Source organism: Pectobacterium sp. CFBP8739, assembly GCF_013449375.1.
Classification (GTDB): domain Bacteria; phylum Pseudomonadota; class Gammaproteobacteria; order Enterobacterales; family Enterobacteriaceae; genus Pectobacterium.
Map to the genome: position 1 here is coordinate 215878 of NZ_JACDRR010000005.1, position 22741 is coordinate 238618.

Annotated in this window: 21 protein-coding genes and 3 pseudogenes; 15 read left to right on the forward strand and 9 right to left on the reverse strand. The window is 44.5% G+C overall.

Annotated elements, in window-relative coordinates:
* Positions 1-42 precede the first annotated feature (42 nt).
* Positions 43-924 (forward strand): HTH-type transcriptional regulator ArgP, encoded by an 882-nt coding sequence (locus tag H0247_RS01730; protein WP_180740970.1) that lies wholly within the window; start codon positions 43-45, stop codon positions 922-924.
* A 14-nt stretch (positions 925-938) separates the two neighbouring features.
* Here H0247_RS01730 and H0247_RS01735 read toward each other — a convergent pair whose 3' ends face one another.
* A complete protein-coding gene (locus H0247_RS01735) occupies positions 939-1523 on the reverse strand; it encodes a GNAT family N-acetyltransferase (RefSeq protein ID WP_370463287.1) in 585 nt (194 codons plus the stop codon).
* A gap of 87 nt (positions 1524-1610) precedes the next feature.
* On the opposite strand from H0247_RS01735, the gene H0247_RS01740 reads away from it, so the two are divergent.
* The 5 genes from H0247_RS01740 (at position 1611) to H0247_RS01760 (ending at position 8143) form a co-directional block, all read left to right on the forward strand.
* On the forward strand, positions 1611-1946 hold the full coding sequence (locus H0247_RS01740; protein ID WP_180740972.1) for a nuclear transport factor 2 family protein: 336 nt from the start codon (positions 1611-1613) through the stop codon (positions 1944-1946).
* Positions 1947-2429: 483 nt separating this feature from the next.
* Positions 2430-3803 (forward strand): site-specific integrase, encoded by a 1374-nt coding sequence (locus H0247_RS01745; protein ID WP_180741427.1) that lies wholly within the window; start codon positions 2430-2432, stop codon positions 3801-3803.
* Positions 3800-5362, forward strand: a complete 1563-nt coding sequence (locus H0247_RS01750; RefSeq protein ID WP_180740973.1) for a site-specific integrase — start codon at positions 3800-3802, stop codon at positions 5360-5362. The genes H0247_RS01745 and H0247_RS01750 overlap by 4 nt, the downstream gene beginning before the upstream one ends.
* A complete protein-coding gene (locus H0247_RS01755; protein WP_180741428.1) occupies positions 5346-7712 on the forward strand; it encodes a hypothetical protein in 2367 nt (788 codons plus the stop codon). Before H0247_RS01750 ends, H0247_RS01755 begins: the two co-directional genes overlap by 17 nt.
* Complete coding sequence (locus H0247_RS01760; protein WP_180740974.1) at positions 7712-8143, forward strand: hypothetical protein; 432 nt, start codon at positions 7712-7714, stop codon at positions 8141-8143. The genes H0247_RS01755 and H0247_RS01760 overlap by 1 nt, the downstream gene beginning before the upstream one ends.
* 109 nt (positions 8144-8252) lie before the next feature.
* Here the strand turns inward: H0247_RS01760 and H0247_RS01765 are convergent, their stop codons facing one another.
* Positions 8253-8561: a helix-turn-helix domain-containing protein gene (locus H0247_RS01765; protein WP_039348103.1), complete on the reverse strand. Its 309-nt coding sequence runs from the start codon at positions 8559-8561 to the stop codon at positions 8253-8255.
* A gap of 102 nt (positions 8562-8663) precedes the next feature.
* On the opposite strand from H0247_RS01765, the gene H0247_RS01770 reads away from it, so the two are divergent.
* From H0247_RS01770 to H0247_RS01785, 4 genes are all read left to right on the forward strand, one after another.
* On the forward strand, positions 8664-9263 hold the full coding sequence (locus H0247_RS01770) for a hypothetical protein (RefSeq protein ID WP_226309761.1): 600 nt from the start codon (positions 8664-8666) through the stop codon (positions 9261-9263).
* 107 nt (positions 9264-9370) lie between these two features.
* Positions 9371-9667: an MbcA/ParS/Xre antitoxin family protein gene (locus H0247_RS01775; protein ID WP_180740975.1), complete on the forward strand. Its 297-nt coding sequence runs from the start codon at positions 9371-9373 to the stop codon at positions 9665-9667.
* A gap of 832 nt (positions 9668-10499) precedes the next feature.
* Positions 10500-12311: an ATP-dependent endonuclease gene (locus H0247_RS01780; protein WP_180740976.1), complete on the forward strand. Its 1812-nt coding sequence runs from the start codon at positions 10500-10502 to the stop codon at positions 12309-12311.
* Positions 12304-14088, forward strand: a complete 1785-nt coding sequence (locus H0247_RS01785; protein WP_255433859.1) for an ATP-dependent helicase — start codon at positions 12304-12306, stop codon at positions 14086-14088. Before H0247_RS01780 ends, H0247_RS01785 begins: the two co-directional genes overlap by 8 nt.
* 15 nt (positions 14089-14103) lie before the next feature.
* On the opposite strand, the pseudogene H0247_RS01790 reads toward H0247_RS01785, so the two are convergent.
* A pseudogene (locus H0247_RS01790) lies at positions 14104-14501 on the reverse strand (transposase); the annotation flags it as partial.
* Positions 14502-14741: 240 nt separating this feature from the next.
* Between H0247_RS01790 and H0247_RS01795 the strand changes: the two are divergent.
* A pseudogene (locus H0247_RS01795) lies at positions 14742-15008 on the forward strand (NAD(P)H-dependent oxidoreductase); the annotation flags it as partial.
* 138 nt (positions 15009-15146) lie between these two features.
* Here the strand turns inward: H0247_RS01795 and H0247_RS01800 are convergent.
* A complete protein-coding gene (locus H0247_RS01800) occupies positions 15147-16037 on the reverse strand; it encodes a LysR family transcriptional regulator (RefSeq protein WP_180740978.1) in 891 nt (296 codons plus the stop codon).
* A 144-nt stretch (positions 16038-16181) separates the two neighbouring features.
* Here H0247_RS01800 and H0247_RS01805 point away from each other — a divergent pair, with 144 nt between their 5' ends.
* The 3 genes from H0247_RS01805 to H0247_RS01815 all read left to right on the forward strand — a co-directional run bounded on the left by H0247_RS01805 (position 16182) and on the right by H0247_RS01815 (position 19019).
* On the forward strand, positions 16182-17582 hold the full coding sequence (locus H0247_RS01805; protein WP_180740979.1) for an amidohydrolase family protein: 1401 nt from the start codon (positions 16182-16184) through the stop codon (positions 17580-17582).
* Between the two features lie 14 nt (positions 17583-17596).
* Complete coding sequence (locus tag H0247_RS01810; RefSeq protein WP_180740980.1) at positions 17597-18070, forward strand: DMT family transporter; 474 nt, start codon at positions 17597-17599, stop codon at positions 18068-18070.
* Between the two features lie 88 nt (positions 18071-18158).
* The gene (locus H0247_RS01815) at positions 18159-19019 is read left to right on the forward strand and encodes an SMP-30/gluconolactonase/LRE family protein (RefSeq protein ID WP_180740981.1); all 861 of its coding nucleotides are present in this window, start codon (positions 18159-18161) and stop codon (positions 19017-19019) included.
* Positions 19020-19177: 158 nt separating this feature from the next.
* Here the strand turns inward: H0247_RS01815 and H0247_RS01820 are convergent, their stop codons facing one another.
* From H0247_RS01820 to H0247_RS01825, 3 genes and pseudogenes are all read right to left on the reverse strand, one after another.
* Positions 19178-19777, reverse strand: a complete 600-nt coding sequence (locus H0247_RS01820) for a nitroreductase family protein (protein WP_180740982.1) — start codon at positions 19775-19777, stop codon at positions 19178-19180.
* Positions 19778-19955: 178 nt separating this feature from the next.
* Positions 19956-20084 (reverse strand): annotated as a pseudogene (locus H0247_RS19755) (polyisoprenoid-binding protein); the annotation flags it as partial.
* A gap of 68 nt (positions 20085-20152) precedes the next feature.
* Positions 20153-20728 carry an ester cyclase gene (locus H0247_RS01825; protein WP_180740983.1) on the reverse strand — a complete coding sequence of 192 codons (576 nt, stop codon included), beginning with the start codon at positions 20726-20728 and terminating at the stop codon, positions 20153-20155.
* Positions 20729-20933: 205 nt separating this feature from the next.
* Between H0247_RS01825 and H0247_RS01830 the strand changes: the two genes are divergently transcribed.
* The gene (locus tag H0247_RS01830) at positions 20934-21320 is read left to right on the forward strand and encodes a helix-turn-helix domain-containing protein (RefSeq protein ID WP_180740984.1); all 387 of its coding nucleotides are present in this window, start codon (positions 20934-20936) and stop codon (positions 21318-21320) included.
* 222 nt (positions 21321-21542) lie between these two features.
* Here H0247_RS01830 and H0247_RS01835 read toward each other — a convergent pair whose 3' ends face one another.
* Together H0247_RS01835 and H0247_RS01840 are read right to left on the reverse strand one after the other, a co-directional pair.
* Positions 21543-22115, reverse strand: a complete 573-nt coding sequence (locus H0247_RS01835) for a flavin reductase family protein (RefSeq protein WP_180740985.1) — start codon at positions 22113-22115, stop codon at positions 21543-21545.
* Positions 22116-22209: 94 nt separating this feature from the next.
* On the reverse strand, positions 22210-22725 hold the full coding sequence (locus tag H0247_RS01840; RefSeq protein ID WP_180740986.1) for an NAD(P)H-dependent oxidoreductase: 516 nt from the start codon (positions 22723-22725) through the stop codon (positions 22210-22212).
* Positions 22726-22741: the final 16 nt, after the last annotated feature.

Genomic DNA, 22741 nt, shown 5'->3' on the forward strand with positions numbered 1-22741 from the left:
AGGCAGATTAAATTATCCTGATCTTGTTAAGAAAAAATAACCATGCACCTGAATTACCCCTGTCTGAGAGCGTTCATGGAGATTGTCCGCAGTGGAAGTTTTGAGATTGCGGCGCGTAAGCTTCACGTCACGCCGTCTGCTATCAGTCAGCGAATCAAGCAGTTGGAAGATCAGTTGGGTCAGGTGCTGATTGTAAGGGGCAATCCCTGCCGCGCGACGCCAACAGGGCAAACGCTACTTCGACACGCAGAGCAGATAGATATGTTGGAGAGCGAGCTTTTTAGCACGCTTGAAATGCCAGCCAGACAGCGTATTTCAGTGGCGGTAAATGCGGATTCAATAGATGGATGGTTTTTGGATGCGATGGAAGATGCCTGTCACCAGTCTGGTATTTTACTCGATATTCTTGTCGAGGATCAGGAGCATTCGGCAACCTTGCTACGAGAAGGCCGGGTAATGGCGGCAGTCAGCGCCAGCCCGGAACCGATTCAAGGTTGCGGCGTGGAATACTTAGGAACGATGCGCTATCGCGCCTATTGCTCACAGAGATTCCACGACATGTACTTTGCTGACGGCATCAACGCGGACAGTCTACAGAACGCGCCGATCCTGATATTTAACAATAAGGACAGATTACAATCCTTATTTATAGAATCGTTGGTTCCAGCCACGATTGAACCGCCACAGCAGTTTGTTCCTTCAACGGCAGCCTTTGTCGGCGCCATTTTCAGAGGGCTAGGGTGGGGAATGATCCCTGAGCACATGGCATCATCGCATATGGGAAAAGGCGAATTAGTCCCATTTCAGGCTGGGAACCCGATTGATATCCGCCTGTATTGGCACTGTTGGAATATCCGTTCTGAATCGCTGGAGGCGTTGAGCCAAAGTGTGCGAATGGCAGCCGTCCGGCATCTTTTTCAGTGAAATATAAGTGATTTTTATTTTTCTTCAAAAATCAATGAATTAAGTATGTGATCCTGCCAAAAACCATTAATTTTAAGATACGAAGCGGCATATCCTTCTTTTATGAATCCAAGGCTTTCCAAAGTCTTACTGCTGCGGAGGTTTGTTGGGAGATGATTCGCCATGATTCGATGCAGTCCATAAGTTTCATGGACATAATCAATTGCCACTTTGAGCGCTTCGCGCATCAGGCCTTTTCCCTGATAAGCCTGATCGATTGAAAAACCCAGATAACCAGCCTGAAAAACGCCATACACGAAATTTGTAAAATTTATGCTGCCTATTACTTTCTTTTCACCTTTTACAGTGAAAATCAAAAGCAGGCTTTTTCTTTCTTCAAACTCACTGAGTGAGTCCTTAATACGTTTAGATATGCTGGGGGCGGTAAAATAGTCGTCATGACGCAATGGCTCAAAAGGAGCAAAATTATCTCGATTTTCGACCAGAAAAACTTGTAAATTTTCCACAAACTCTTCATTGAGAAGATAGATATCTGTTCGTTCGGTTGACATTAACTTCATAGCCAGTCCCTGTGGTGAATTATAAATAATTGGTAACACATGGCATTTTACTCCAAAATCTCAACTTAGGGTCGGAATTGTTACCTGACTGATAACGATTCACATAAACGTATGAGGGAGAGATTAATGTCACCAGAATTGGTCATAGCGGCACAGTTTAAGGCCTACAATGAGCATGATATAGAGGCATTCGTATCATGCTTTGCACCGGATTTTAAAGCGTACCGTATGCCGTCAGAAACGCCCTCGATGGCAGGAAAAGAGGCGCTGAGAGAGTTTTACGTGAATAAGCGGTTCAACAATCCGGCACTGAGAGCGGAATTGGTATCTCGTACCGTGTTAGGCAATAAGGTATTTGACCATGAATTGATACATGGGCTTTCAACTGGGCCTATAGAGAGTATTGCCGTCTTTGAAGTAGAACAGGAGCTTATCAAAACAGCCTGGTTTTTCTTTCCGTAGTAAATAATTCATGAGCGCGGAACTCATGATTTCAGATACACAAAATTTACAATCTCTGATTGTGCATTATGAAAGACAACTTGATTGCTAGGTAACGCGCTACCAGAAAGCCGTCATTGATAAGCAGCTGCACCGCGACTTAAATGGTTGAACAACGGACTCAGGCCGATAACTTCGAGCTATCAGTGGTAGAACTAACAGTAAGCTCTGAAGCAACGGCTAACGATCGATGGTAGAGAAGCATGCCGGAAAACACTTTTGCGGATGCGGGGATTTGCTCAACGGAACGGCCAGATTCAGCCTCCTTGCCCATTGGTTCGCATAATGTATATTATGTTAAATCTTGTTTAATGCACAATTACTTCACGAACCAATCCTCACCACTAAAAATCATGTAGTTAAAGCGCCACTCACCTTTTCATTGCTGTAGTTATGTTTAAGAGTTACTTTCTTCATATCCATGCATTTGATGAGGACTTTATGATGTTTGTAGTCACTCAACTCAATGTTGTACCGCATAAGCGACTGTGGGTTTTGGTCGATTCAGAAACAAGCCTGCCACTTTTGTTTCCACTTAGATTTCTTGTCGATCGCCTGTCTTTGCGTTCTACGTCCACTCAAGCAACTACCCTTCAGGCGCTAAAGTTTTTCTATGAATTTTGGTTTAATAAATATGGAGTAACTTTTTGCTTCAGTTTTTACCAGTCGGGACATAATCCTCTGATTGCTATTGAAGAGTTGGAAGCTTTTTTCCATTATTTGGAATGCGGGAAATCTAGTGTTCCTATACTTAGGATCGCAAACCACCAAAAACCTGCTACTCAAAGTTGCACGAATGCAAAGCATGTGCATGCTGTTATTCGCTTTATCACATATATGATTAATACTTATATTTCACCACGGTATATGGATGAATCTCCCAAGGAATTGTCTCGTCTTTCCTCAAGATTGACAAATCGAGTATCGATGATCCGGGGGGAGTTTCAAACTGGTAAAATTAAAAAATCTCATAAACAATTCCGTAGCTTAACGCCAGAGATGGTAAGGTTTTTTTACGAAATTATCAGGCCGAATTCACGTTCCCGAGCGAATCCTCTTAATCCCTTCCCTATCGGCGAAATTCAGTTTCGTAATTATTTAATTTGTCGTCTTTTGCTAAATTATGGCTTGCGTGTTAGTGAACTCCTACTTCTGGAAATAAATTCAATAAAAACCAATATTAAGGGAGACCAGTTCAGTATTATAGTATCATCTGTCGAAGATGATGTCAGGGATCCTAGAAAACGGCTGCCAACTCTAAAAAACACTTGGGCAAGTCGAGTGTTGGCCCTTGAATTACATGATTATCAACATTTAACTATATATATCAATAAGATACGAAGTAAGGTGGCGCATGATTTTGTATTTGTTTCTACTGTAAATAATAACGCCCCATTATCCTATCACTCTGTATATAATCTTTTTACTAAAATAGATAAGGTCATTGAGAATAAATTTTCAAAATACAAAAAAAAAGAGTATTTTGATTCTGTCTATAACATAACTCCTCATGTCACTCGACACACATGGGCTTACCTGACTTTGCAAAAAATATACCGTGATAAATATCATAAAATTAAACATAACTCACAGCTTTCTGGATTTGATTTCTCCATTGCTGGCTTGATGAGTGAAGCCAAGGATGAGCTAAGAATTCTAGGAGGTTGGAGCCACGACAGTAACATGCCAGATCTTTACGCACGTCGCTTCCTGTCAGAACGAGCGAATATATCAAATATCAACAGAATTATCACAGATACCTCAGATGACAATCTTTTTGATATTACTGCTAAGGCATTTACGGAAATAAACACATGAATAATAATCAGTTGAAAATTGGTGAATTTGAAAATAATTTTTATGACGTCAAACAGATTGAGAAAATCAAGAAACTTAAAATCCCATCAAAAATATATCTGAAATCGGCTGACGTATTTGACGATAAGCATATAAATTCAGAAGGTAACGACTGGGTTTTCGACTATTCTGGTAGCCGTTTGTATATTCACTTCAAAAAAGATAAAAAAAGCAACAGATTACTTAAGTACATTCTGTTTCATTATGCTTCAACTAGATCTCCTGCATCATTATATCGAGTATATCAGGCATGGTCAGATGTTATTGAGTATTGCAATACTCAGTCAGCTTTTAACTTTCAGGTCATAAAAAATTATCTTGAATGCAAAGATATTCATTCCACATGTTTTTTCTTCATCATTTTTGGTCTCAAGGTGTTCTGTATCGAAGAATTTCCAGGCTTTACCATCGAAGACTATGAAGACCTTGAATTCATTACTCGTCCACATTCCAACGGCTGGGGAGTCTACCAAGAAATCGATAACGTCTTAGATCCACTCGAAAAAAACATGATCAGTAAGGGACTGTTTGAAATAGACGCTAACATACGCCAAGGCAAGCCCTACAGCCGAAAATTTCTGCGCAATGTCGCCATCCTTGGATTGATCTATGTCACCGGTGCTCGGCCAGTTCAACTGGCTAAACTTGCAGTAAGGGATTTCCGCATTGATACCCGCAGCCTCGATACCGGACTAATTCGCTATAGTATTCTCCTGCCCTATGCGAAACAGCGTCGTGTAACAACTGAACGATTGTTTTTAGCGATCCCACCGGAAATTGGTGGGCTTATTCGGCACTATATTGAACGTACTCAACTTGCACCAGACGACAAGTTATTTGAGATGGGCAGTTCCGCACCTGAATTTGTATCTAATGCTATCAACCACGCCATACTTAACTTCAGTCCGCCAGATTATCAGGCGGCAGTTGCTCGCGGAGATGCTGCCGAACCCATAATTACACCTACTGATTTACGTCACAACGTGGGTCACTCTCTGGCCATGCAAGGTGCAAGCGCTGAGGAAATAGCCCATGTACTTGGACATTCCTCATTGGTGGCCGCAAAACATTATATTTTAGCTACACCAGCGCTGGCATTGATCAGAGCCAAAGCACTCGGTGTTAATCCTGTCTGGCAAAATATGGTTGCCATGATGCTGACAGGAAAACTGACATCCGCTCAAGATTGGCAAGGTTACCGAGTGACAGGAGTGGTTGGCGACCAATTGCATTATGATATAGGTGGTTGTTCCAGAACTGATGGTAAGTGTCCTTTCTGTGAAGTGCGATGCTGTTACGGCTGCTTGTATTACCGCCCTTTCACTGACGGCGATCATCAGGCAGTTCTGGATAGTGTAATCAAAGAAGTTGATGAATTAATAACCATTTCAGATAGTGTTGGTAATGCGCGTAATCCTCTCATCTCCATTCATGAAACCACGCAATTTGAAATCCAGTCTGTTATTGCTCGTTGCCGTTTTCATCTGAAAAAAGAGGTACATGATGAAAAAAAACTTTGAGCAATTTCAAATGTTCATTACCGAACAACAAACCTGGTTTGAACAACATCTTGCAACTGACTTTGCCCAATCATGGGATGACTCTGTATGGACATGTGGTACTAAAGGTAGCGGTTGGTTACGTGGCAACGGTAAAGGTTCATTGCAGTTTGATAAAATTAGCCGTTTAAAAGGCATTGAAGGAAGTCTGGCAATAGATGATGCCTATAGAAAGTTTATGAAGTCGATGCTGATTCTCGTATATAGAGGAAAAAACCGAAGCATATCTGCTGCTGTAGCAACTGCAACGATGATGATTTTGAAACGCTGGTACCACGCATTGGTGGAAATTACCGGACAAACTCACCCAGTCTATTTGACCACAGACGTTATTCTCCGTGCAATGGATGTCCTCAGCGCCGCATCAACACCAGGCGACCCTAATACGGCTAATTACAAAGGTCGCTGTGTGAGTCTCCAAAAATTTATAAATCATCAGGCATTTACCCTCGTCACTTTGCAATATGTTTCTGATAACCAATATACCAACCAAACGAATTTGACCCGTAAGGCTCAGGAAACCATTGCACTAAAACGCCAAGATAAGCTGGCTGATATGGCGACCGATGGTGAGGGTTCATTGATTACTATTCGTGGTTTCTTGAATATTGTTGCTTTAATCCATCAAGTAGAAAGTGATGCCGAGAAGATAGCTCTGAATTGCTTGTTATTACTCATTATTACTGGTTTTCGTTCTGTTGAAGCATTCAACCTCAGACAGGATGCTCTGGTTACACGCCATATTAATGATTCAGCAGCACGTAAGCGACTTCAGGACAAGGGACTTCCTGATTATTTCCTTGGCATACGTTATGTTGGTGTTAAAGGCGCTGGAGAACGCACGCACTGGGTAGAACCGTTAGCGGTACCGTTGGTTGAGAACATATTCAAAGTGGTCAAACAGTTGACCGTTCCGATGCGTCGCCATCTGATCTATTTGCGGGAAAAATCGTTTAGTGATTTTTTGCCAATAGGCATCAGCAGCCTGTCCGGAGAGTTAGTCGAATTGGATAATGTGGTAAGACATATCGTCCAAACTTCATCAAATCATCGTGGCCGCGCTGGACGGCGAGATAAGGCTATCAAGGCGCTGACAAAGCGTAGCATTTTTCCTGCTAATGAAATTTTGGAATCGCAAAACAGTAAATCCATTTATTATTTCAAAACAGATCTAGACCGGTACCTAAAAGCTGAATTTGGAGGGGACAATACTCGTTCTCCCTGCACTCACGCTTGGTCCGAGGGCGGCAAGCAGTATACGATAAACTATGAAGAATTGCTGTTCATACATGTAAAAGGCTCATTGGCGTTGCGTCGTACCCTAGCATTACTAGCTGTACCCATACCGCTCAGTAACCAGTTAATGAATAAATTTCTGGGCAATGTTGATGCTAATGGGTCGATATTCAGTAAATACAAGTTGCTGGAAGATAACGGCACCCCTACTCATATGCGTACCCATATTCCCCGGCATAATATTAATACCTTCCTCGCTATTGCGGAGGTTTCTGATCATTTACAGGCTATGTTGATGGGACGTGTAGATATTACGCAAAACAGCCATTACCAACATCAGGCACTTGCTGAACGTAGAAAAGTGGCTTCACTGCTTGGCTTTCAGTCAACATCCACAGCATTAGCCACTGAACCTCATTCCTCCTCAGTTACAACGCCGCTGGATATTGTTAAACACACGGGATATATGGTGGTCACAGAGAATATGGTGCTTGATAACAACATTAAAGCCAATCTACACACCTTTGATGATCGCAACGATGTGGCTGGGTTTATCGAGGCGTCATTTGCCGATGGTTTATTTGAGGATATTGCCGCAGCTTTTGAAGAAATCAGTAACAATGAAGGCCCAGAACAAGCAACCGAGATGGTGGAAAGACATGCTGTACTACATCCACTGAAATTCGGTTCCTGTACGCGTGCAGTTAATCTCTGGGGGTGTCCTTATCGGCTGAAATGCCAGAGTATGGCTTTTTGCGAGCATTTCACCCTTACAGGACGCATTGATGAGTTGTCCAACCTCTTCGCGAAAAAACAGGCACTACTGCAATCACACTCAAAACTGACTCAGCTTGCTAAATACCAAACGGATTACCAGTCCAAACTGGCTCAGATCGAACAAAGTTTGCAACATCTGGATGCTATTCAATCACAATGGTTGAGTCGCGCTGAAGCACAACGGTTAATCTCAACAGAAAATGTGCTGTCAGGAGAGATAAAAGTTGAAGGAGAAATAAAGACATTGTCACAACTTTTTGCTTTAGAGCACAAAAAACTGACTAGGGGTAACCTCTGATGCGTGGAAAAGAACTGGACATACTGATTGAACATGAACTACAACTGATGATGATTGAAGGCTTTGATAAATCGCCTATTTCTGCCAAAACTTTGCATACCCGCCTTAAGGAAAAGGGTATTCTCAACGGAGGTTTAAGCACACTGAGCAGCTTGGAGCGAAAGCGGCTTATTGCAGCCTACGTTGATCAACAGCTCAATCCCCTGAACTTACGTCCTAAAGAAAAACAGCAATATGTTAACCGTAAAACCCGTCAGGCGTTATTGGCACGAAATCAGCAATTACAGAATGAACTCAATGAGTTACGAGACAAACTGGCACAAAATACCACTGCCCTGATTGCAATTGTTAAAGCGGTGAAAATTAATACAACGATTCCGGTGGAAAGCCTGCTCGCACCGCACGTAATCAAAGAGTTGCATAAATCGTAATGAAACAATTGGATGAAGGCTATCACTAATAACATGGTGGTTAGTTGTGATGCGCCGAAAGTGCAGTAACTGTTTGAAAAATGCTCTAGTTTTTGATATTCACGACTGTTTAGCTCTGATTTTTCAACCTTTCGATCAACTGGATACGTTCTTCTGGCGTCATCTTAGATATGAGCAATAATAACTCTGCTGTTATCTGGTCGTCGCAAAAAAAGTAGTTCAGAGGAACTCCCAGTTCACTTGCCATACGGCGCAATGTGTCAATGTCAGGGATATGTCTCCCCTTCTCATAATGATTCATGCGACTGCTGGCTGAGGCTGGATCAAAACCGACAAGTATACCCAACGCTCGTTGCGAGATGCCTGCTTTAATACGGGCTTCTTTGAGTCGTTCTGGTATTGGGTTGGTTGTGGACACGTAATCATCTTGAATAGCCTAGTGTTGCTTAGATTGTCTAAGTATCTTGCATTGCTGTATACTTAGCAATCCTAAGCAACAATTTTACAGAACCACATCGCTATGAATACTCGGGTAGCCAATGCTGAAGCTTATATTTATGCTGCAATCAAAAAGGTAGACAGAGATAGCTTCACAGTCAATGAAATTGCATCTATTGTTGTTGGTGAATTCTTAGTCAAAAAAAATGCTGGCAATGCCAGAAATTTTGTATATCACCAATTCCAGAAAATGATCAAAAAAGGTTTACTCGTTAGAAAAAAGATGAAAAGCATCAACCAATTTGAATATACATTAACTAAGCAATTCTTTTTCATCGTTTCTGAAATGAGGAGATCTTCCTCACTTCTAAAGTTTGAATCAGAAAGCCTAAATAACGAACTAAAAACTAACGAAACCGATGAAATATTAAAAAAAAGTTATGCAATTAAGTTGAATCGACACAGAATTAGATATGAAACGGAACTTGCTCATGTAATTGGTGAGAAAGAGGCTTTTGATGAAATCATCACCGATTTTCCAGAGCATAAGCTGGAGTTCACGACAATTTCAGATGAACTTAATAAGCAGGTTTTTCGTTTAATGGGTAAAATTAACGCAATTGGTAGAATAAAATCTCAGATTTCTGAAGTTGTATATAAGGAAAACGCTGCTATCCGTTGAGGTCATAGCTTAATTGAGCGATTAGTATACTAATAAGTATAACGTTATTTTTTAGTATTAAATTACTATAGGTGTTTTCTATGAAAAATTCGGGGCGAAACCCCACGATGATTGACATTGTCAGCTTGAAAAAAATGACGCCGATTCAGAGGAAAATACACGAAATGACGCTGCTGAAAACAGCATTTGATGACGCATGCAAAAAAAATACATTGCGGTCTTCATTGATATCAGAACGTGCAATAGAATTATTCGAGGGCGATGCTGATCTGGCTAAAAAATGGTTAGCGGAGCCGAATCGGGCATTAGAATGGATATCACCTAATGAAATGTTGTCGCTCCCATCTGGAATAGATGCCGTTCTCAAATTGATAACTCAGTTGCAGCATGGCGTTTATCCATAAACAGTTTAGACTAAATAACTTTGCATATTATCGCTCCACTTTAGTCAGACCATGATGATTGCCGGGATTAGTCGGCTACCAATCCCATTATGATATAGGCGATTGTTCTAGAACTGACTCTGAGCGCCCCTTTTTCGAGGTACGTTGCTGCTATATATGACAGGTTTTCGTTCTGTTGAAGCATCCAACCTCAGATACGATGCTCTGGTCTAACCATCTTCGCAGCAATCAGGCGATGGCTTCAAAGAACAGAGATTACTAACTCAGGGCTTGAACTGCCGCAACTGGGCTTCAGGGAAAAAATAAATATTGCCACGTGCCCGCGAGCATGCGACATAAAGCTTGTTGCGGGATGACGGTGGCAGTGCCTGTAACCCCTGCTTATTCAAGAGTCGCCTGTGCTCTGTACCCATCACGATGCAGACGTCATTGAAATGATCTAGGCCCTTATTAGCCCCCAAACCCATTGATGAGTAACGTTAATTAGAAGTAGTGTATGATTAAAAATTAAAGACTAATCTGCTACCAGATTCTCAATCAAAGTAATAATAAGGTGATTAATCATTTGGTATGTCATCTGAATGCGTACACTATGGAGTGTTTAAAATAAATGAATGATGGGTTTTAGTATTCCCATTTAAAATTCGATTAATATATTACCTGTCCATAGATAACCCTGCTAATTCCTACTTGATTACCAATTCCTTTCGGAATTTTCTATCAAATATTTATCTAGAAATGCGTTGCAAACTTTAATCATTCAGATTGCATTGATTGAAATGTCATGCTGGAATGCAATAACTGAGAAATAGATAGATGTCCATGGAGCACTATGTATCTGTCACGTATCAAGATTGAAAATTTCCGCAACTTTCGAAACCTTGATGTAGCGCTTGGTGGGAATATCGTCGTTGTAGGCGAAAACAGTGTCGGAAAGAGTAATCTGCTTTTTGGGCTTCGACTAATTTTCGATCCTTCATTGCCTGATAGCAGTCGTCAACTCGGTCTTGCTGACTTCTGGGATGGGCTGGAAGATATTACCACCGAAACTACAGTTACTATTTCTATAGAGATTAAAGATTTCGAAGAAGACCTCGATGTCTTGGCGGTATTGACCGACTACCGTCTTGATGATGACCCAGAAACAGTCCGTCTTACTTATCAATTACGCGCTCAGCCTAACCTTACTCATGCTCCTGTCAGTGACGATAATTTTTCCTTCTTATGCTTTGGCGGAGAGGATGAATCTAAGCGCTTCGGCCATGAACTTCGTCGCCGTATCACGATGGATTTATTACCTGCGCTTCGAGATGCCGAGGGTGATCTTGCCGCGTGGCGTCGTTCTCCACTTCGCCCTCTTGTTGAGGAAGCGTTTATCGGCGTAGACAAGAACGCACTTAAAGAAATAGGAGACAAGATCGCACAGGCGAGTGCTGCTGCGATTGACTTCAAAGAAGTGAAAATGCTTGAAACCAGCATCGCTGAATTGTTCATGAGTATGGCAGGATCGAAGCAGGATGTACATCCATCCCTTGGATTCAGTGCGACCGATGCTACGCGTATTAATCGGCAGATCCGGCTATTAATAGATGAAGGGCGACGTGGCGTCGCCGATGCTAGTCTAGGCTCGGCGAATCTTATTTTTCTTACGCTCAAACTGCTAGATCTTCAACGCTTGATCACAGCAAATAAGCGCGATCAGTCTTTGCTTGCTATTGAAGAACCAGAGGCGCATCTTCATCCGCACCTTCAACGTTTAGTCTATAGGCACCTTTTCGAAACCATCATTGATGATGAAGATGTGGAAAACTGGAAGACTTCCGGACCACTTTCAGTAATTCTGACTACCCATTCGCCGCATATTGCAAGCGTGGCTCCGCTTAGTTCTGTCCTGCTTCTTCGTGCCCACTCTAACGGGGGGACTAAGGGATATTCTACGGCCAATGCGGGCTTTACTAAAACTGACATCGAAGATCTTGAGCGCTATCTTGATGTAACCCGAGCAGAGATGTTATTTGCTCGCGGTGTCATTCTTGTCGAAGGTGATGCGGAGCGTTTTCTTATCCCAGCATTTGCCAAAAATATGAACATCTCGCTCGATGAGCATAGTGTATCTGTATGCTCGGTTGCAGGAACAAATTTCCTGCCTTATGTAAAATTGCTCTGTGCTTTGGGGATCCCTTTCTCTGTCATTACTGATTATGATGAGGTCGACTCTATCCCCCGTGCTTATAATCGTGCGCTCAAACTCGTGCGAATCATCAATGACACCGAAGGTAGTAATAATACCGCCGCAATTATTCAAGCAATCAAAGATAAAAAAACATGGGGTGAAACATTTGATGAAATCCAAAAATTTGGCATCTTCGTCAACTGGAGCACGCTCGAAACTGAACTGTTTGAAGAGAACTATGCTCAGGAAATGATAGATACATTACGTGAGCATAATTTCAGCGACAATCGCAAAACTGCTCTTGATACCTGGGAAAAGCAGCCGGAGGATTTTGACGCTGATGAACTACTCAAGATGATAGAACAGATGGGCAAAGGTCGGTTTGCTCAAAGATTAGCGACGCGCACTCCTCACAAACCTGTACCCGACTATATTGCTGGCGCGATCAACTATGTCATCAATCATGTCTGACCAAGAACTGTATCTCAGGGCTGCAGCAGATCTCCATTCCAACACGAAGCAGTGGCAGGCCTATGAATCAACAGGTCATTGTGTTCTGCTTGCTGGGCCTGGTAGCGGTAAGACTAAGACGCTGACAATCAAGCTCGCTAGGATGCTTAGTGAGGATGTTGAGGAGCCGCGCGGCATCGCCTGCATTACTTACAATAACGAATGTGCACGCGAACTGGAAAACCGTTTGGCAGCTCTTGGTATCGCCCCCAGTAAGCGAGTCTTTATCGGAACCGTCCACTCATTTTCACTTACACAAATTCTTCTTCCCTATGCCAAGGTTGCCAATATTGGACTACCCGATAAATTTACAGTGGCAAGCCGCCAACAAACCAAGGTTTGTTTAGCTGCAGCTCATGCGAAGATCATTGGTGGACCGGAAAATCCTCAAAACTGGGATATGCGGCTGGGCAACCATAGGCGCCGGTTCATTAATCGCGAGCGATCTGAATGGAAAAACCTAGACCCTGTACTTACTAGGCTCACCGAGACGTATGAAGCCGAACTTCGCGCTCGTGGATTGATTGATTTTGACGACATGCCGCTCCTCGCTGTTCAGGCTCTCGCCACTAACAAATGGCTTCGAACAGCAATGGTGGCGAAATTTCCAATCCTAGCTGTAGACGAGTACCAAGACTTAGGTCTTGCGCTTCACGGTATGGTGATGGGGCTTTGCTTTAGTGCGGGTATGCGGTTGTTTGCAGTAGGCGATGTTGACCAGTCAATTTATGGTTTCACTGGCGCGACACCTGAACTACTTCGGCGATTATCCGAGCGTGACGATGTTGAAACGGTGCAACTTGACCTCAATTATCGCTGCGGGTCGAGGATTGTTAGTGCATCCGAATATGCACTTGGAGAGACGCGGGGCTACAAAGCACCTGATAATGCCGATGAAGGAACGATTTTCTTTCATTCGCGCGCAGGCGACTATGCCAGGCAGGCACGATATCTCATTGAAGAGCTGATCCCGGAAATATGCGAACGTCGACCAAACATAAGTCTTGGCGAGATCGCAGTGCTCTATCCAGCGGCGTTCCTTGGAGATGAAATTGCTAGTGCGGCTACAGAGCATGGTTATTCGGTGGTAAGGACCGATGGTAATGCGTTGTATCCACGTGGCAGCCGGTTAATGCGATGGCTTGAGCAATGCGCTATGTGGTGCTGTGGGGGCTGGCGCTCAGGAACACCATCGCTGTCCCGAGTAATAAGCGAGGGTATAAGGTTGTTTCACGAATCAATAACCAATGAGGATGAGAGGCTCGTTTTCCAGAGTGACCTTACTGCCGTACTATGGGGTCATCGGGACGAAATGCTTGGTCTCGCCAATTGGCTTGCAGCGCTTCGAGACGACATAATTCGAGCCCGTGTCGCTACCGCCAGATCACTTGCTGATGAATACGCTACCCTTAACGATTTCCTCACTCGCCTCAACCCTGGCGGTGATATAGAAGACTTTCCGATAGTCGAGTTCGCTGGAATAGGCTGCGGTCTTCAGCGTATAAATCTTTCGACACTACATAGCTCGAAGGGGCGTGAGTTCGATGTGGTTATTCTATTCGGTACAGAAGAAGGTCGGTTACCACGCAATCGCGCTTCGGGAAATGACTTGCGCGAAGCACGACGCCTCTTTTATGTTGGCTTCACTCGTGCGAGGCATGAGATCCATCTTATGTACGGGCAACACAACCCGTCTCGCTTCGTGACAGAAGTATTGAGGCGGCTTGAAGAGGAATAAAGCTTTGTTGTATGTCTTCCAGTTGCTGATTCTGAACTTCTGCTTGCTACGGAGAACCCCAAGCACATGGCAAAGTGTCGTCACGGGATAACGCGCTCTGAGCTTCCCGATTAACGAGAACTGTTCAGGGAGTCTGACATCAAGAGCGCGGTAGCCTTTTTTAATATGTCGTTTTCCATTTCAATTCGTTGAAATTTTTTCTTTAACTCACGAATTTCAATTTGTTCCGGCGTTATTGGCGAGGCTTTTGGCGTTTTACCCTGACGTTCATCACGCAACTGTTTTACCCAGCGCGTCATGGTAGAAAGTCCTATATCCATCGCTTTAGCCGCTTCAGCAGCGGTGTAATTCTGATCGACAACAAGTTGGGCTGATTTGCGTTTGAAGTCTGCACTGAAATTTCGTTTTTTCATTGGGGCACCTGTACAGGGCACCCACATGAATGATTGTTTTTTGCTCGACATGTGCCACCCACAATCTAAATTGTTCTGGTGACGCTTCTGTTTGAAGATTAATCATGCAAATAACGGTTAATTGCCGATCGTCATTCGTTCAAAAAACATTCGTGATCTTGCCCTGGGCACCTGTATTGTTCTTAGGCGAGCATATCACCTCTGTTCAGGTGGCCAAATTCAGTGTGCCACTATAAGCGAAAAAAATACGGCTCGGGTGGACTTATTCAGAACAAAAAATACATGCTGTCCCTCACCTGGAATGCCCCACTGGAAGCCTTTAACGATCCTGAACAGTTCTTTGAGGGCGTCGGCGTGGGCGGTTTATACCTGCATCTCCATAAGGCCAATCAGTTCCTGGGTATGGCCCCACTTCCCACTTTCGTCACAAATGATGTAGTCAAATCGCCGGATGTGGAAAATGAAATCCGTCGTTTCACCGATCATCTGGTAACAACCTTTTCCTAAACAATAATATAGCCCGGTATTTTAAGTACCAGGCTATAGTCACTCGGGGCAGTCAGGCTTTAATGCTATCCGAGAGTTCATACGATATAGCTTTCAGCAAATGCTTCTTTCATATACGGTGTGCCTGCCCTCCTGCCATTACTCCTGGAAAAGCTCAACTATCCAGTCAGAAAAAGCTCGGACTGTGGGGGAAAGAAAGCGCTGGTGAGGATAAAGCAAGGTTATCGGGACCGACGACGGCTGCCAGTCGGACATCACTTCGACCAGCGTCCCTTGCTGCAGATGATCAGAAACTATACTTTCCGCAAGCTGGGCCAGACCGAACCCCTCAAGACACATTTTTATATAGAGCCCTGTCTCGTTAACGGCACCTTGTCCAGGGACTGGAACGGAAAGCGTTTCTGAACCCTGTACGAAGCGAAGCTCGTCACTTCGTCGGCCTTGTCCAGCGAAATAGTGGATTGCACGATGCCGAGATAAGTCTTCAGGAGACTGCGGAATCCCGTATTCTCTGAGATAATCCGGAGAGGCGCATGTCACCCACCGTAAACGTCCAAGCGGACGGGCAACCAGTGTTGAGTTTATCAACTCCCCTGTTCTTATCACGCAGTCAACCCCCTCCTGAACGAGATCGACCTGTCTGTCGCTCACGCCAATCATCAGGTAGATATCCGGATACCGGCGATAAAAATCTTTTAAATTGGGCATGACGATGAAATTGGCGATCCCCCCCGGCATATCCACGCGCAGTCGTCCCTGAGGTCGTCTGATTGAATCCGTCAGACTCGCTTCAGTATGCTCGATTAACGACAGTATTTCCCGGCACTGTGCAAGATACTTTAGCCCTTCAGGGGTGAGGCTCACCCGCCTTGTCGTGCGATTCAGTAAACGGACGCGCAGGTATTTCTCGAGGCTCTTAATCGAGCTTGTGACTGTTGAAGAAGGAAGTGACAATGTTTCTGCTGCCCTTACAAAACTTCCGGCCTCAGCCACCCGTATGAAGATCTGCATTGCCTGGATACGATCCATTTACCTGCTCCTGAACATTTCTGGTCTTTTTAAGTTTTATATTATTATTCGTAAAAATTGAATTATGAAAACGCGTTAAGCATCTTTTTCTCATTAATTGACTATCGTATCGTCTTTCTGTTGACCAGAAAAGAGGCTATATGAATGACCGATTACATCAGAAACATTGTTAATAACCAGGCTGTAAACCCGCCAGTCACGCTTATTCGTGGTGCTACTATACTGAGCATGGATGAGAATGTAGGTAACCTTGAACGCGGTGATATTCTTATCACCGGCTCAACTATTACCGCCGTGGGGAAGGATCTTGACGTACAGGGTGCCCATGTCATTGATGCAACGAACATGATTGCCATGCCGGGCATGGTGGATTCTCATCGCCACTCGTGGGAAGGACAGTTGCGCCGCATTAACCCGAATGCAACCTGTCTGGACGACTACAGCAACGCCACGCACTTTTCGTTTGCGAAGTACTATCGCCCATCTGATATTTATGTTGGTAACCTGCTGACTGCTCTCGGCGCCATTGATGCAGGCATCACTACCATCATTGATAATTCGCACAACAGCCGCTCTGCTGAACACTCGGACGCCGCTGTAGAGGCCCTGCTTGATTCAGGCATTCGCGCCATCCATGCCTCCGGAGCGCCGGTATCAGGAGAATGGGACAAAGCACACTGGCCGGGTAACTGGCAGCGTCTGCAGGAAAAGTATTTTAAAGATAACCCTGAAGGTCTTGTTTCTCTTGGTGTGATGGCCCAGTTGGAGCCGGAATTGTGGGCCGAAGCTCGCAGACTGGGGCTTCCCATTGTCACTGAATTCTTTGGGGCTGAAATGGGCTCTGAGCTTGAATCTCTGCATCAGCGGGGACTGCTTGGCCCGGACAATATTTTCAATCACTGCACGGCGCTGCCGGACGAGGGATGGAAAATCCTGCGCGAAGCTGGGGTCCGGGTTAACGTTTGCCCGCGCTCCGATGCGCATTATGGCATTGAAGATGGCATGTTTGCTATTGAGGCCGCACATCGACACGGTATCACACCGGGCCTGAGCGTTGACAACGAAACGTCCTACAGTACCGACATGTTTATGGAAATGCGTGTGGCATTTTATCTGCAACGTGTCATGGGGATGCACAAGCATCAGCACTGCTGCGACTCGGAACATTCGCTTACAACGCTTCCTGCAGCACAACTTCTCAAGGCAGCGACCGTCGATGGCGCTTACTGTGCAGGCTTGCAGGACAAGGTCGGCAGTCTGACGCCAGGAAAGCAGGCCGATCTCATCCTGATCAATGCCGGCGACATTAACCTCTATCCTAACGGAAATGCCTTTGGCACGGTGGTACATGCAACAGAGCGCAGCAACATTGATACCGTCATGATTGGCGGACGTATTGTTAAACAGAACGGGAAGGTGGTTGGCGTCGACAGTGCACGCCTTCATGCAGCGATTGATGAATCTCGTGAACATCTGTTTGCCGCTGCCGGATATAAACCTGACATGTTTGCAGAAACCTTCCTGCCGCTGGAGCAGGCACACTGAAAGGTATGAAATGCATGAGCATGATTTATTACATAATCGCTTTTGCCGCAGGTCTTGGGATTACCCTGCAGACGACCCTGAACAGCCAGCTTGCACGAGGCCTTGGAGGCGATTCGGTTACCGCCGCATTATTTTCCTTCTCTGCCGGAGCATTTGCGCTGGGGATTTACTCGCTGTTGCGTGGGGGATTGTTCACCTCTCTTGCGGCCATTCCTTCTCAGCCCATCTGGAGTCTGGCGGGCGGGCTGATCGGGGCCGGTGCACTTTTTAGCTATGTGGTACTGGCACCCAAAATCGGGTTTTCAGCCCTCCTCGGACTGGCGATTGTAGGACAGTTACTGTCGTCACAGATGATCGATCACTTTGGTCTTCTGGGTGCCATAAGACGTCCTGCTTCGCTGTTAAAGCTGGGCGGGATGCTGGTTATGCTGGCCGGTCTGGCCATTATGCTTTTTGGCGATCGTCTTTCTGAGCGTTTTCTGCATTAACATAATGACTGTTCCTGCCTCAGACGGACGTTTGCCCTGCGCAGACGTCCGTATTTATTTGTATTTTGTATCCCACCGGAGAAATAATATGTTTTCAGTAGCTGCTGATGTCAGAAATTTGCTGGGAGAATGCCCTATCTGGTGTGAAAGAACACACAGACTCTACTGGACTGACATTGAAGGGAGTGAACTACTCGCCTCAGAAGAAGGCACTGAGGTCGTGATGCGGTGGTCTCTGCCTGAACGCCTCGGATCCTTTGCCCTTACCGAGAATGAGGACGTATTGTTAATGGGCCTTGCGTCCAGGCTTGGTTTTTACGAACTCAGCACCGGTGTTTTCACCACTATTGCAGCCATGCCAGGAGAAGCGGGAACCCGAACAGGTGATGGTCGCTGCGACCGTTTTGGTAATTTTATTTTTGGTACAATGGATGACGGTTATCCTGTTAAAGCCATTGGTCAATTTCACAGACTCAATGCGGCAAAAATGACTATTGAGACACTGCCGCTACCCCGTGTAGCTATACCCAACAGCATTTGTTTTAGCCCAGATGGTGACACAATGTATTACTGCGACTCGATGCAGGGCCGCATTTTTTGTTGCGACTACCCCTCTCTGAATAACCAGCGCGTGTTTGTTGAAACAGAAGGAGAAGGGGCACCTGATGGCTCATGTGTTGATGCAATGGGCTATTTATGGAACGCTGAATGGGGTGGACATCGTGTGGTACGTTACCGTCCCGATGGAACTACGGACTGTATTTTGCCCTCACCGGGTGTTCAGAACACGTGCCCAACACTGGCAGGTGAAAACCTGACAACGCTTTACTGTACTACAGCCAGCGTGGGGCTCTCCGGACCATCGAAGTATGATGGTGCATTGTTAAAGGCTGAATCCGCCGTATTCGCCGGTTTACCGGAAAGTCGCTTTGCCACGGTAAAACTCTGATCGACTCCTGAGTGCTGGTATCCCAGGATAACGGTATCTCAAACGTTGAGATAGCTAAAATTCATACTGTTGTCGATGCCAGTGAAAGACTGAATGATAACGCAACCTCAGTTCTATGTTGAGGTTGCGGATTTTATTGAGAATCTTCAGTGTAAAGGCTACTTTGCGATGATGAAACGTTCATCGTCACTGAGGAAGCCTTTTTCACCGGCAGGAGATAAGGTCGCTCCGAAATTCATATGTGCCCGCAACTTCCATGACGAAGGAATGTTCCATTCCTTGCGAACATCTTCATCAACCAGAGGGTTGTAATGTTGCAGATTAGCACCAATACCCTTTTCAGCCAGCGCCAGCCAGACAGCGTACTGAGCAATACCGGTACTGTGCTCAGACCACACCGGGAAATTGTCAGCATAAGCAGCAAACTGTTCCTGTAGTGATTTAACAACATCCTGATCTTCGAAAAATAGGACTGCTCCCGCAGCAGCTGCAAAACCGTCAATCTTGTCGGAGGTTGCATTAAAACTTTCTGCAGGCACTATTTTACGTAATTGTTCGCGCGTGAGTTCCCAGAAACGGTTATGTTGCTCTCCCAGCAAAATCAGGATCCGTGAGCTTTGCGAGTTGAAAGCTGAAGGTGCCTGCTTGACGGCCTCTTTAATCGTACTGATGAGTTCATTTTCCGGAATACTGATGTCTTTACCCAAGGCATAGATAGTACGGCGATTTTTTGCCAGATCAAGAAACGTGCTTTTCATGGTATAGCCCTCTGGTTAGTAAAATGTATATATGGGTTTAGCTTCCCGGTAATACGACGGAAAAATGTGTGGAACCTGTAAAGTTAAAAATTAGTAACCTTTGTCACCCCCAGATATGGTATTCATATCCAAAACCACACGCACAAGTTCCACATCCATAAAATGACTTTCTTACTCTTTATTCAGAATAAGCTTCAGATGAAATTGATATTTTTATTTCATCACTCATATATGGTACATACTTATCGATTTTAAAATCAGATCTTTTAATTGTACCGATGGCATTAAAGCCGGCTGCATTCTTTTTTCCATGTTCTGGAAACCCGCTTTAATAAAACCTGAATGAAATAAGTTGATAACTGTGAGTAAATATTTTTACTTTGACAATCCAATTTGCTTCATAAACTCAGCATTATCCCAGAAAAGGTATTCCTCATCCATTTGCCCATCTTTATTCCAGTGACCAATAGTTGCCATTGGTAAGTTGTATGACTTACCTGTAGGTTCGATTTTGGTACCGTCAGCAAGAATCATTGGCTTAGTAAACGTCCCTTTAATAGCGCCGATTACCGCCGTCCACTTAGCATCACTCGTTCCAAATCTGACAGGGTGTTCTTCGATCCTGTTGTCCGGTGCGAAGGTCCACATGAACTCGAGTTCTTTAATATGTGCAGGAATACCGACTGTAGTATGGCCATCAGGATAATGAACCAGAATGTTCGCAGCGTGACTTTTGTGCAAGTTTTCCCAGTCCTGCTTCGAATACACTTTGAAATCCAGTTCATCAAACGTGGCCAGATTTTTGGCCAGTTCTTTTGGAATATTCAGTTGCTGGGGTGCTTTCTCACCTGCTTTTGTTCCAATCCAGGGAGATGTTTCCTGAGCTGAGAATGCACTGAATGAGGTAATTAAAAAAATAGCAGTTAATGACTTCTTCGTAAAAATTTTCATAAAAATCCTGTCGGTATCATTAAAATAGTGGATTCAGAATTCGGCTTTTAACACTCTGCGTGAAGATTTTGACAGTGTTATAAAACCAGCATGGGAAATCGTATAACCCGTTACCGGTGTCATCTGGTATCTGCAAAATTTCTTGTTTCTGGGTTTATAGTAGATATAGACTTACCTATCATCAAGTACCAACCTTAAGGTAAGTATGGAAAAATTTAACGACTGTTTTACTCTGGACAACAAAGAGCCCGGTAATGTATTGCGGGAGGCATGCCCTGCTCGGGAAGTTCTCGAGGTTCTTGTGAGCAAATGGACTTTACTTATTATTCACGCTCTTTCTGATGGTCCATCAAGGCCGGGAGACCTGCGAAGAAAAATTCAGGGTATCTCTGAAAAAGTACTTTCACAGAACCTTAAAGAACTTGAGAGCCGAAACCTTTTAACCCGAACTGTTTTTCGGGAGGTGCCACCCAAAGTTGAGTACGAATTAACAGAGTTGGGGACATCTCTGTGGCAGGCCGCGAAGGAGCTGAATAAATGGGTTGAAATGAACTGTCAGTTTCTGATTAAAAACGAAGACAGTTTGCAATGATTATCACAATGATATTTTTTAGCTGTAAATTGATTCTTTAATCTGGCGCAGGCAAACGCAAGGACAAGTTGCCAACCGAGCCAGCGCTGCTAAAGATACCTGTGATGTTCTGTATCTGTTTTATTTAAGGAAGCAGCCAGGGACGGTGGTGTATTCGATTTTTTGATTCAAAAGATATACGTCCTCCCCGGATTGGGGATATGACCCAAGAAAATGAGTGGACTAGTCTTTGCCCGGACCATGATTAAATTTGGTTCCTTTGCCGATAGCATAGAACTGGCCACCGGCAACATAATGTACAGTTCGTAATTCATCAGGCGCTTCATCGAACATCCAGTGACCATTTCGAAAGACGCGATCATCACTCCAGGCGGCGACAATTTCCCCCATAAAGAGGTTGTGTTCCTGTTCATACGCATAATTTGGTATTACCTTACAAACTAACCACCCAGCACAACCTTCTACCAGGGGAATATCAAAACCTTCCTGATAAAATGTAGGTATTTTATCGATTTTTTCAGGCGTTTCCTTATAGCTATGTTCACCAGCGTATAAAACGGTTTCCATCTGGCTAACGACAGGGATCTGCACAGCAAAAAAGCCACTTCTTTCAACTAATTCACGGGTATAAGCCTGCGGGCTAATAAAGGCCATGACTTTATTACTCCCTACGAGGCTAACCCAGGCTGCAGTCATGACATTCCCTCTGCCATGATATTTGGCTGTGATCATGGTCGTGGGGCCAACTTGTAGTAAACGGTAGGCTTTTTTCAACTCAACAGACTGTATTGACATACGATTTATTCCTTCCCAGAAAAGATAAATGTGCCGTTATCAGTAACGGCACATTTAATTCAGCTCTACATACTCAGGGAACTGAAGATGTTTATCAGGCTAACACAGATTTGTAACGTTCGGCCTGCGCCGCAATTTCGTCATTACTGATGGTCGCACTTCCGCCGGTAATAAAAGGCTTCATGTAGTGCAAATTCAGATAGCTGGAGATAGTTTCAAATGACAGCAGATATTCTCCTACAGTGTGCCCGGCTGCGCCATCAGGCTGATAAGCCGACTCAGCACCACCAAGCGAAACCGCCAGCATAAGTTTCTTATCACTCAGAGCCTGCTTTTCGCCACCGTGTGACCAGCCGAAGGTTAACACATCGTCAAGCCATTGCTTGAGAAGTGAAGGCGTGCTGTACCACTGCATCGGGAACTGCAGTACGATACGATCAGCACTTTCCAGCTCCGCTTGTTCAGCAGTAACATTAATTTTGCCATCAGGGTACAAGTCATACAGATAACGTACATTAACTCCTGGCAGTGACTCAGCACCTTTGGCTAAAGCTGAATTTACACGGGATTGATGAATATTTGGATGAAAAACTAATACAGTCGTTTTCATTTCAGTCTCTGCTTAA

Bases quoted from the DNA above. Each gene is read 5' to 3' on its own strand.
- H0247_RS01745 (WP_180741427.1), top strand. From the start codon at position 2,430: ATGTTTGTAGTCACTCAACTCAATGTTGTACCGCATAAGCGACTGTGG.
- H0247_RS01785 (WP_255433859.1), top strand. From the start codon at position 12,304: ATGTCTGACCAAGAACTGTATCTCAGGGCTGCAGCAGATCTCCATTCC.
- H0247_RS01775 (WP_180740975.1), top strand. From the start codon at position 9,371: ATGATTGACATTGTCAGCTTGAAAAAAATGACGCCGATTCAGAGGAAA.
- H0247_RS01760 (WP_180740974.1), top strand. From the start codon at position 7,712: ATGCGTGGAAAAGAACTGGACATACTGATTGAACATGAACTACAACTG.
- H0247_RS01810 (WP_180740980.1), top strand. From the start codon at position 17,597: ATGAGCATGATTTATTACATAATCGCTTTTGCCGCAGGTCTTGGGATT.
- H0247_RS01770 (WP_226309761.1), top strand. From the start codon at position 8,664: ATGAATACTCGGGTAGCCAATGCTGAAGCTTATATTTATGCTGCAATC.
- H0247_RS01805 (WP_180740979.1), top strand. From the start codon at position 16,182: ATGACCGATTACATCAGAAACATTGTTAATAACCAGGCTGTAAACCCG.
- H0247_RS01825 (WP_180740983.1), bottom strand. From the start codon at position 20,728: ATGAAAATTTTTACGAAGAAGTCATTAACTGCTATTTTTTTAATTACC.
- H0247_RS01740 (WP_180740972.1), top strand. From the start codon at position 1,611: ATGTCACCAGAATTGGTCATAGCGGCACAGTTTAAGGCCTACAATGAG.
- H0247_RS01730 (WP_180740970.1), top strand. From the start codon at position 43: ATGCACCTGAATTACCCCTGTCTGAGAGCGTTCATGGAGATTGTCCGC.
- H0247_RS01755 (WP_180741428.1), top strand. From the start codon at position 5,346: ATGAAAAAAAACTTTGAGCAATTTCAAATGTTCATTACCGAACAACAA.
- H0247_RS01815 (WP_180740981.1), top strand. From the start codon at position 18,159: ATGTTTTCAGTAGCTGCTGATGTCAGAAATTTGCTGGGAGAATGCCCT.
- H0247_RS01835 (WP_180740985.1), bottom strand. From the start codon at position 22,115: ATGTCAATACAGTCTGTTGAGTTGAAAAAAGCCTACCGTTTACTACAA.
- H0247_RS01800 (WP_180740978.1), bottom strand. From the start codon at position 16,037: ATGGATCGTATCCAGGCAATGCAGATCTTCATACGGGTGGCTGAGGCC.
- H0247_RS01830 (WP_180740984.1), top strand. From the start codon at position 20,934: ATGGAAAAATTTAACGACTGTTTTACTCTGGACAACAAAGAGCCCGGT.
- H0247_RS01750 (WP_180740973.1), top strand. From the start codon at position 3,800: ATGAATAATAATCAGTTGAAAATTGGTGAATTTGAAAATAATTTTTAT.
- H0247_RS01780 (WP_180740976.1), top strand. From the start codon at position 10,500: ATGTATCTGTCACGTATCAAGATTGAAAATTTCCGCAACTTTCGAAAC.
- H0247_RS01820 (WP_180740982.1), bottom strand. From the start codon at position 19,777: ATGAAAAGCACGTTTCTTGATCTGGCAAAAAATCGCCGTACTATCTAT.
- H0247_RS01840 (WP_180740986.1), bottom strand. From the start codon at position 22,725: ATGAAAACGACTGTATTAGTTTTTCATCCAAATATTCATCAATCCCGT.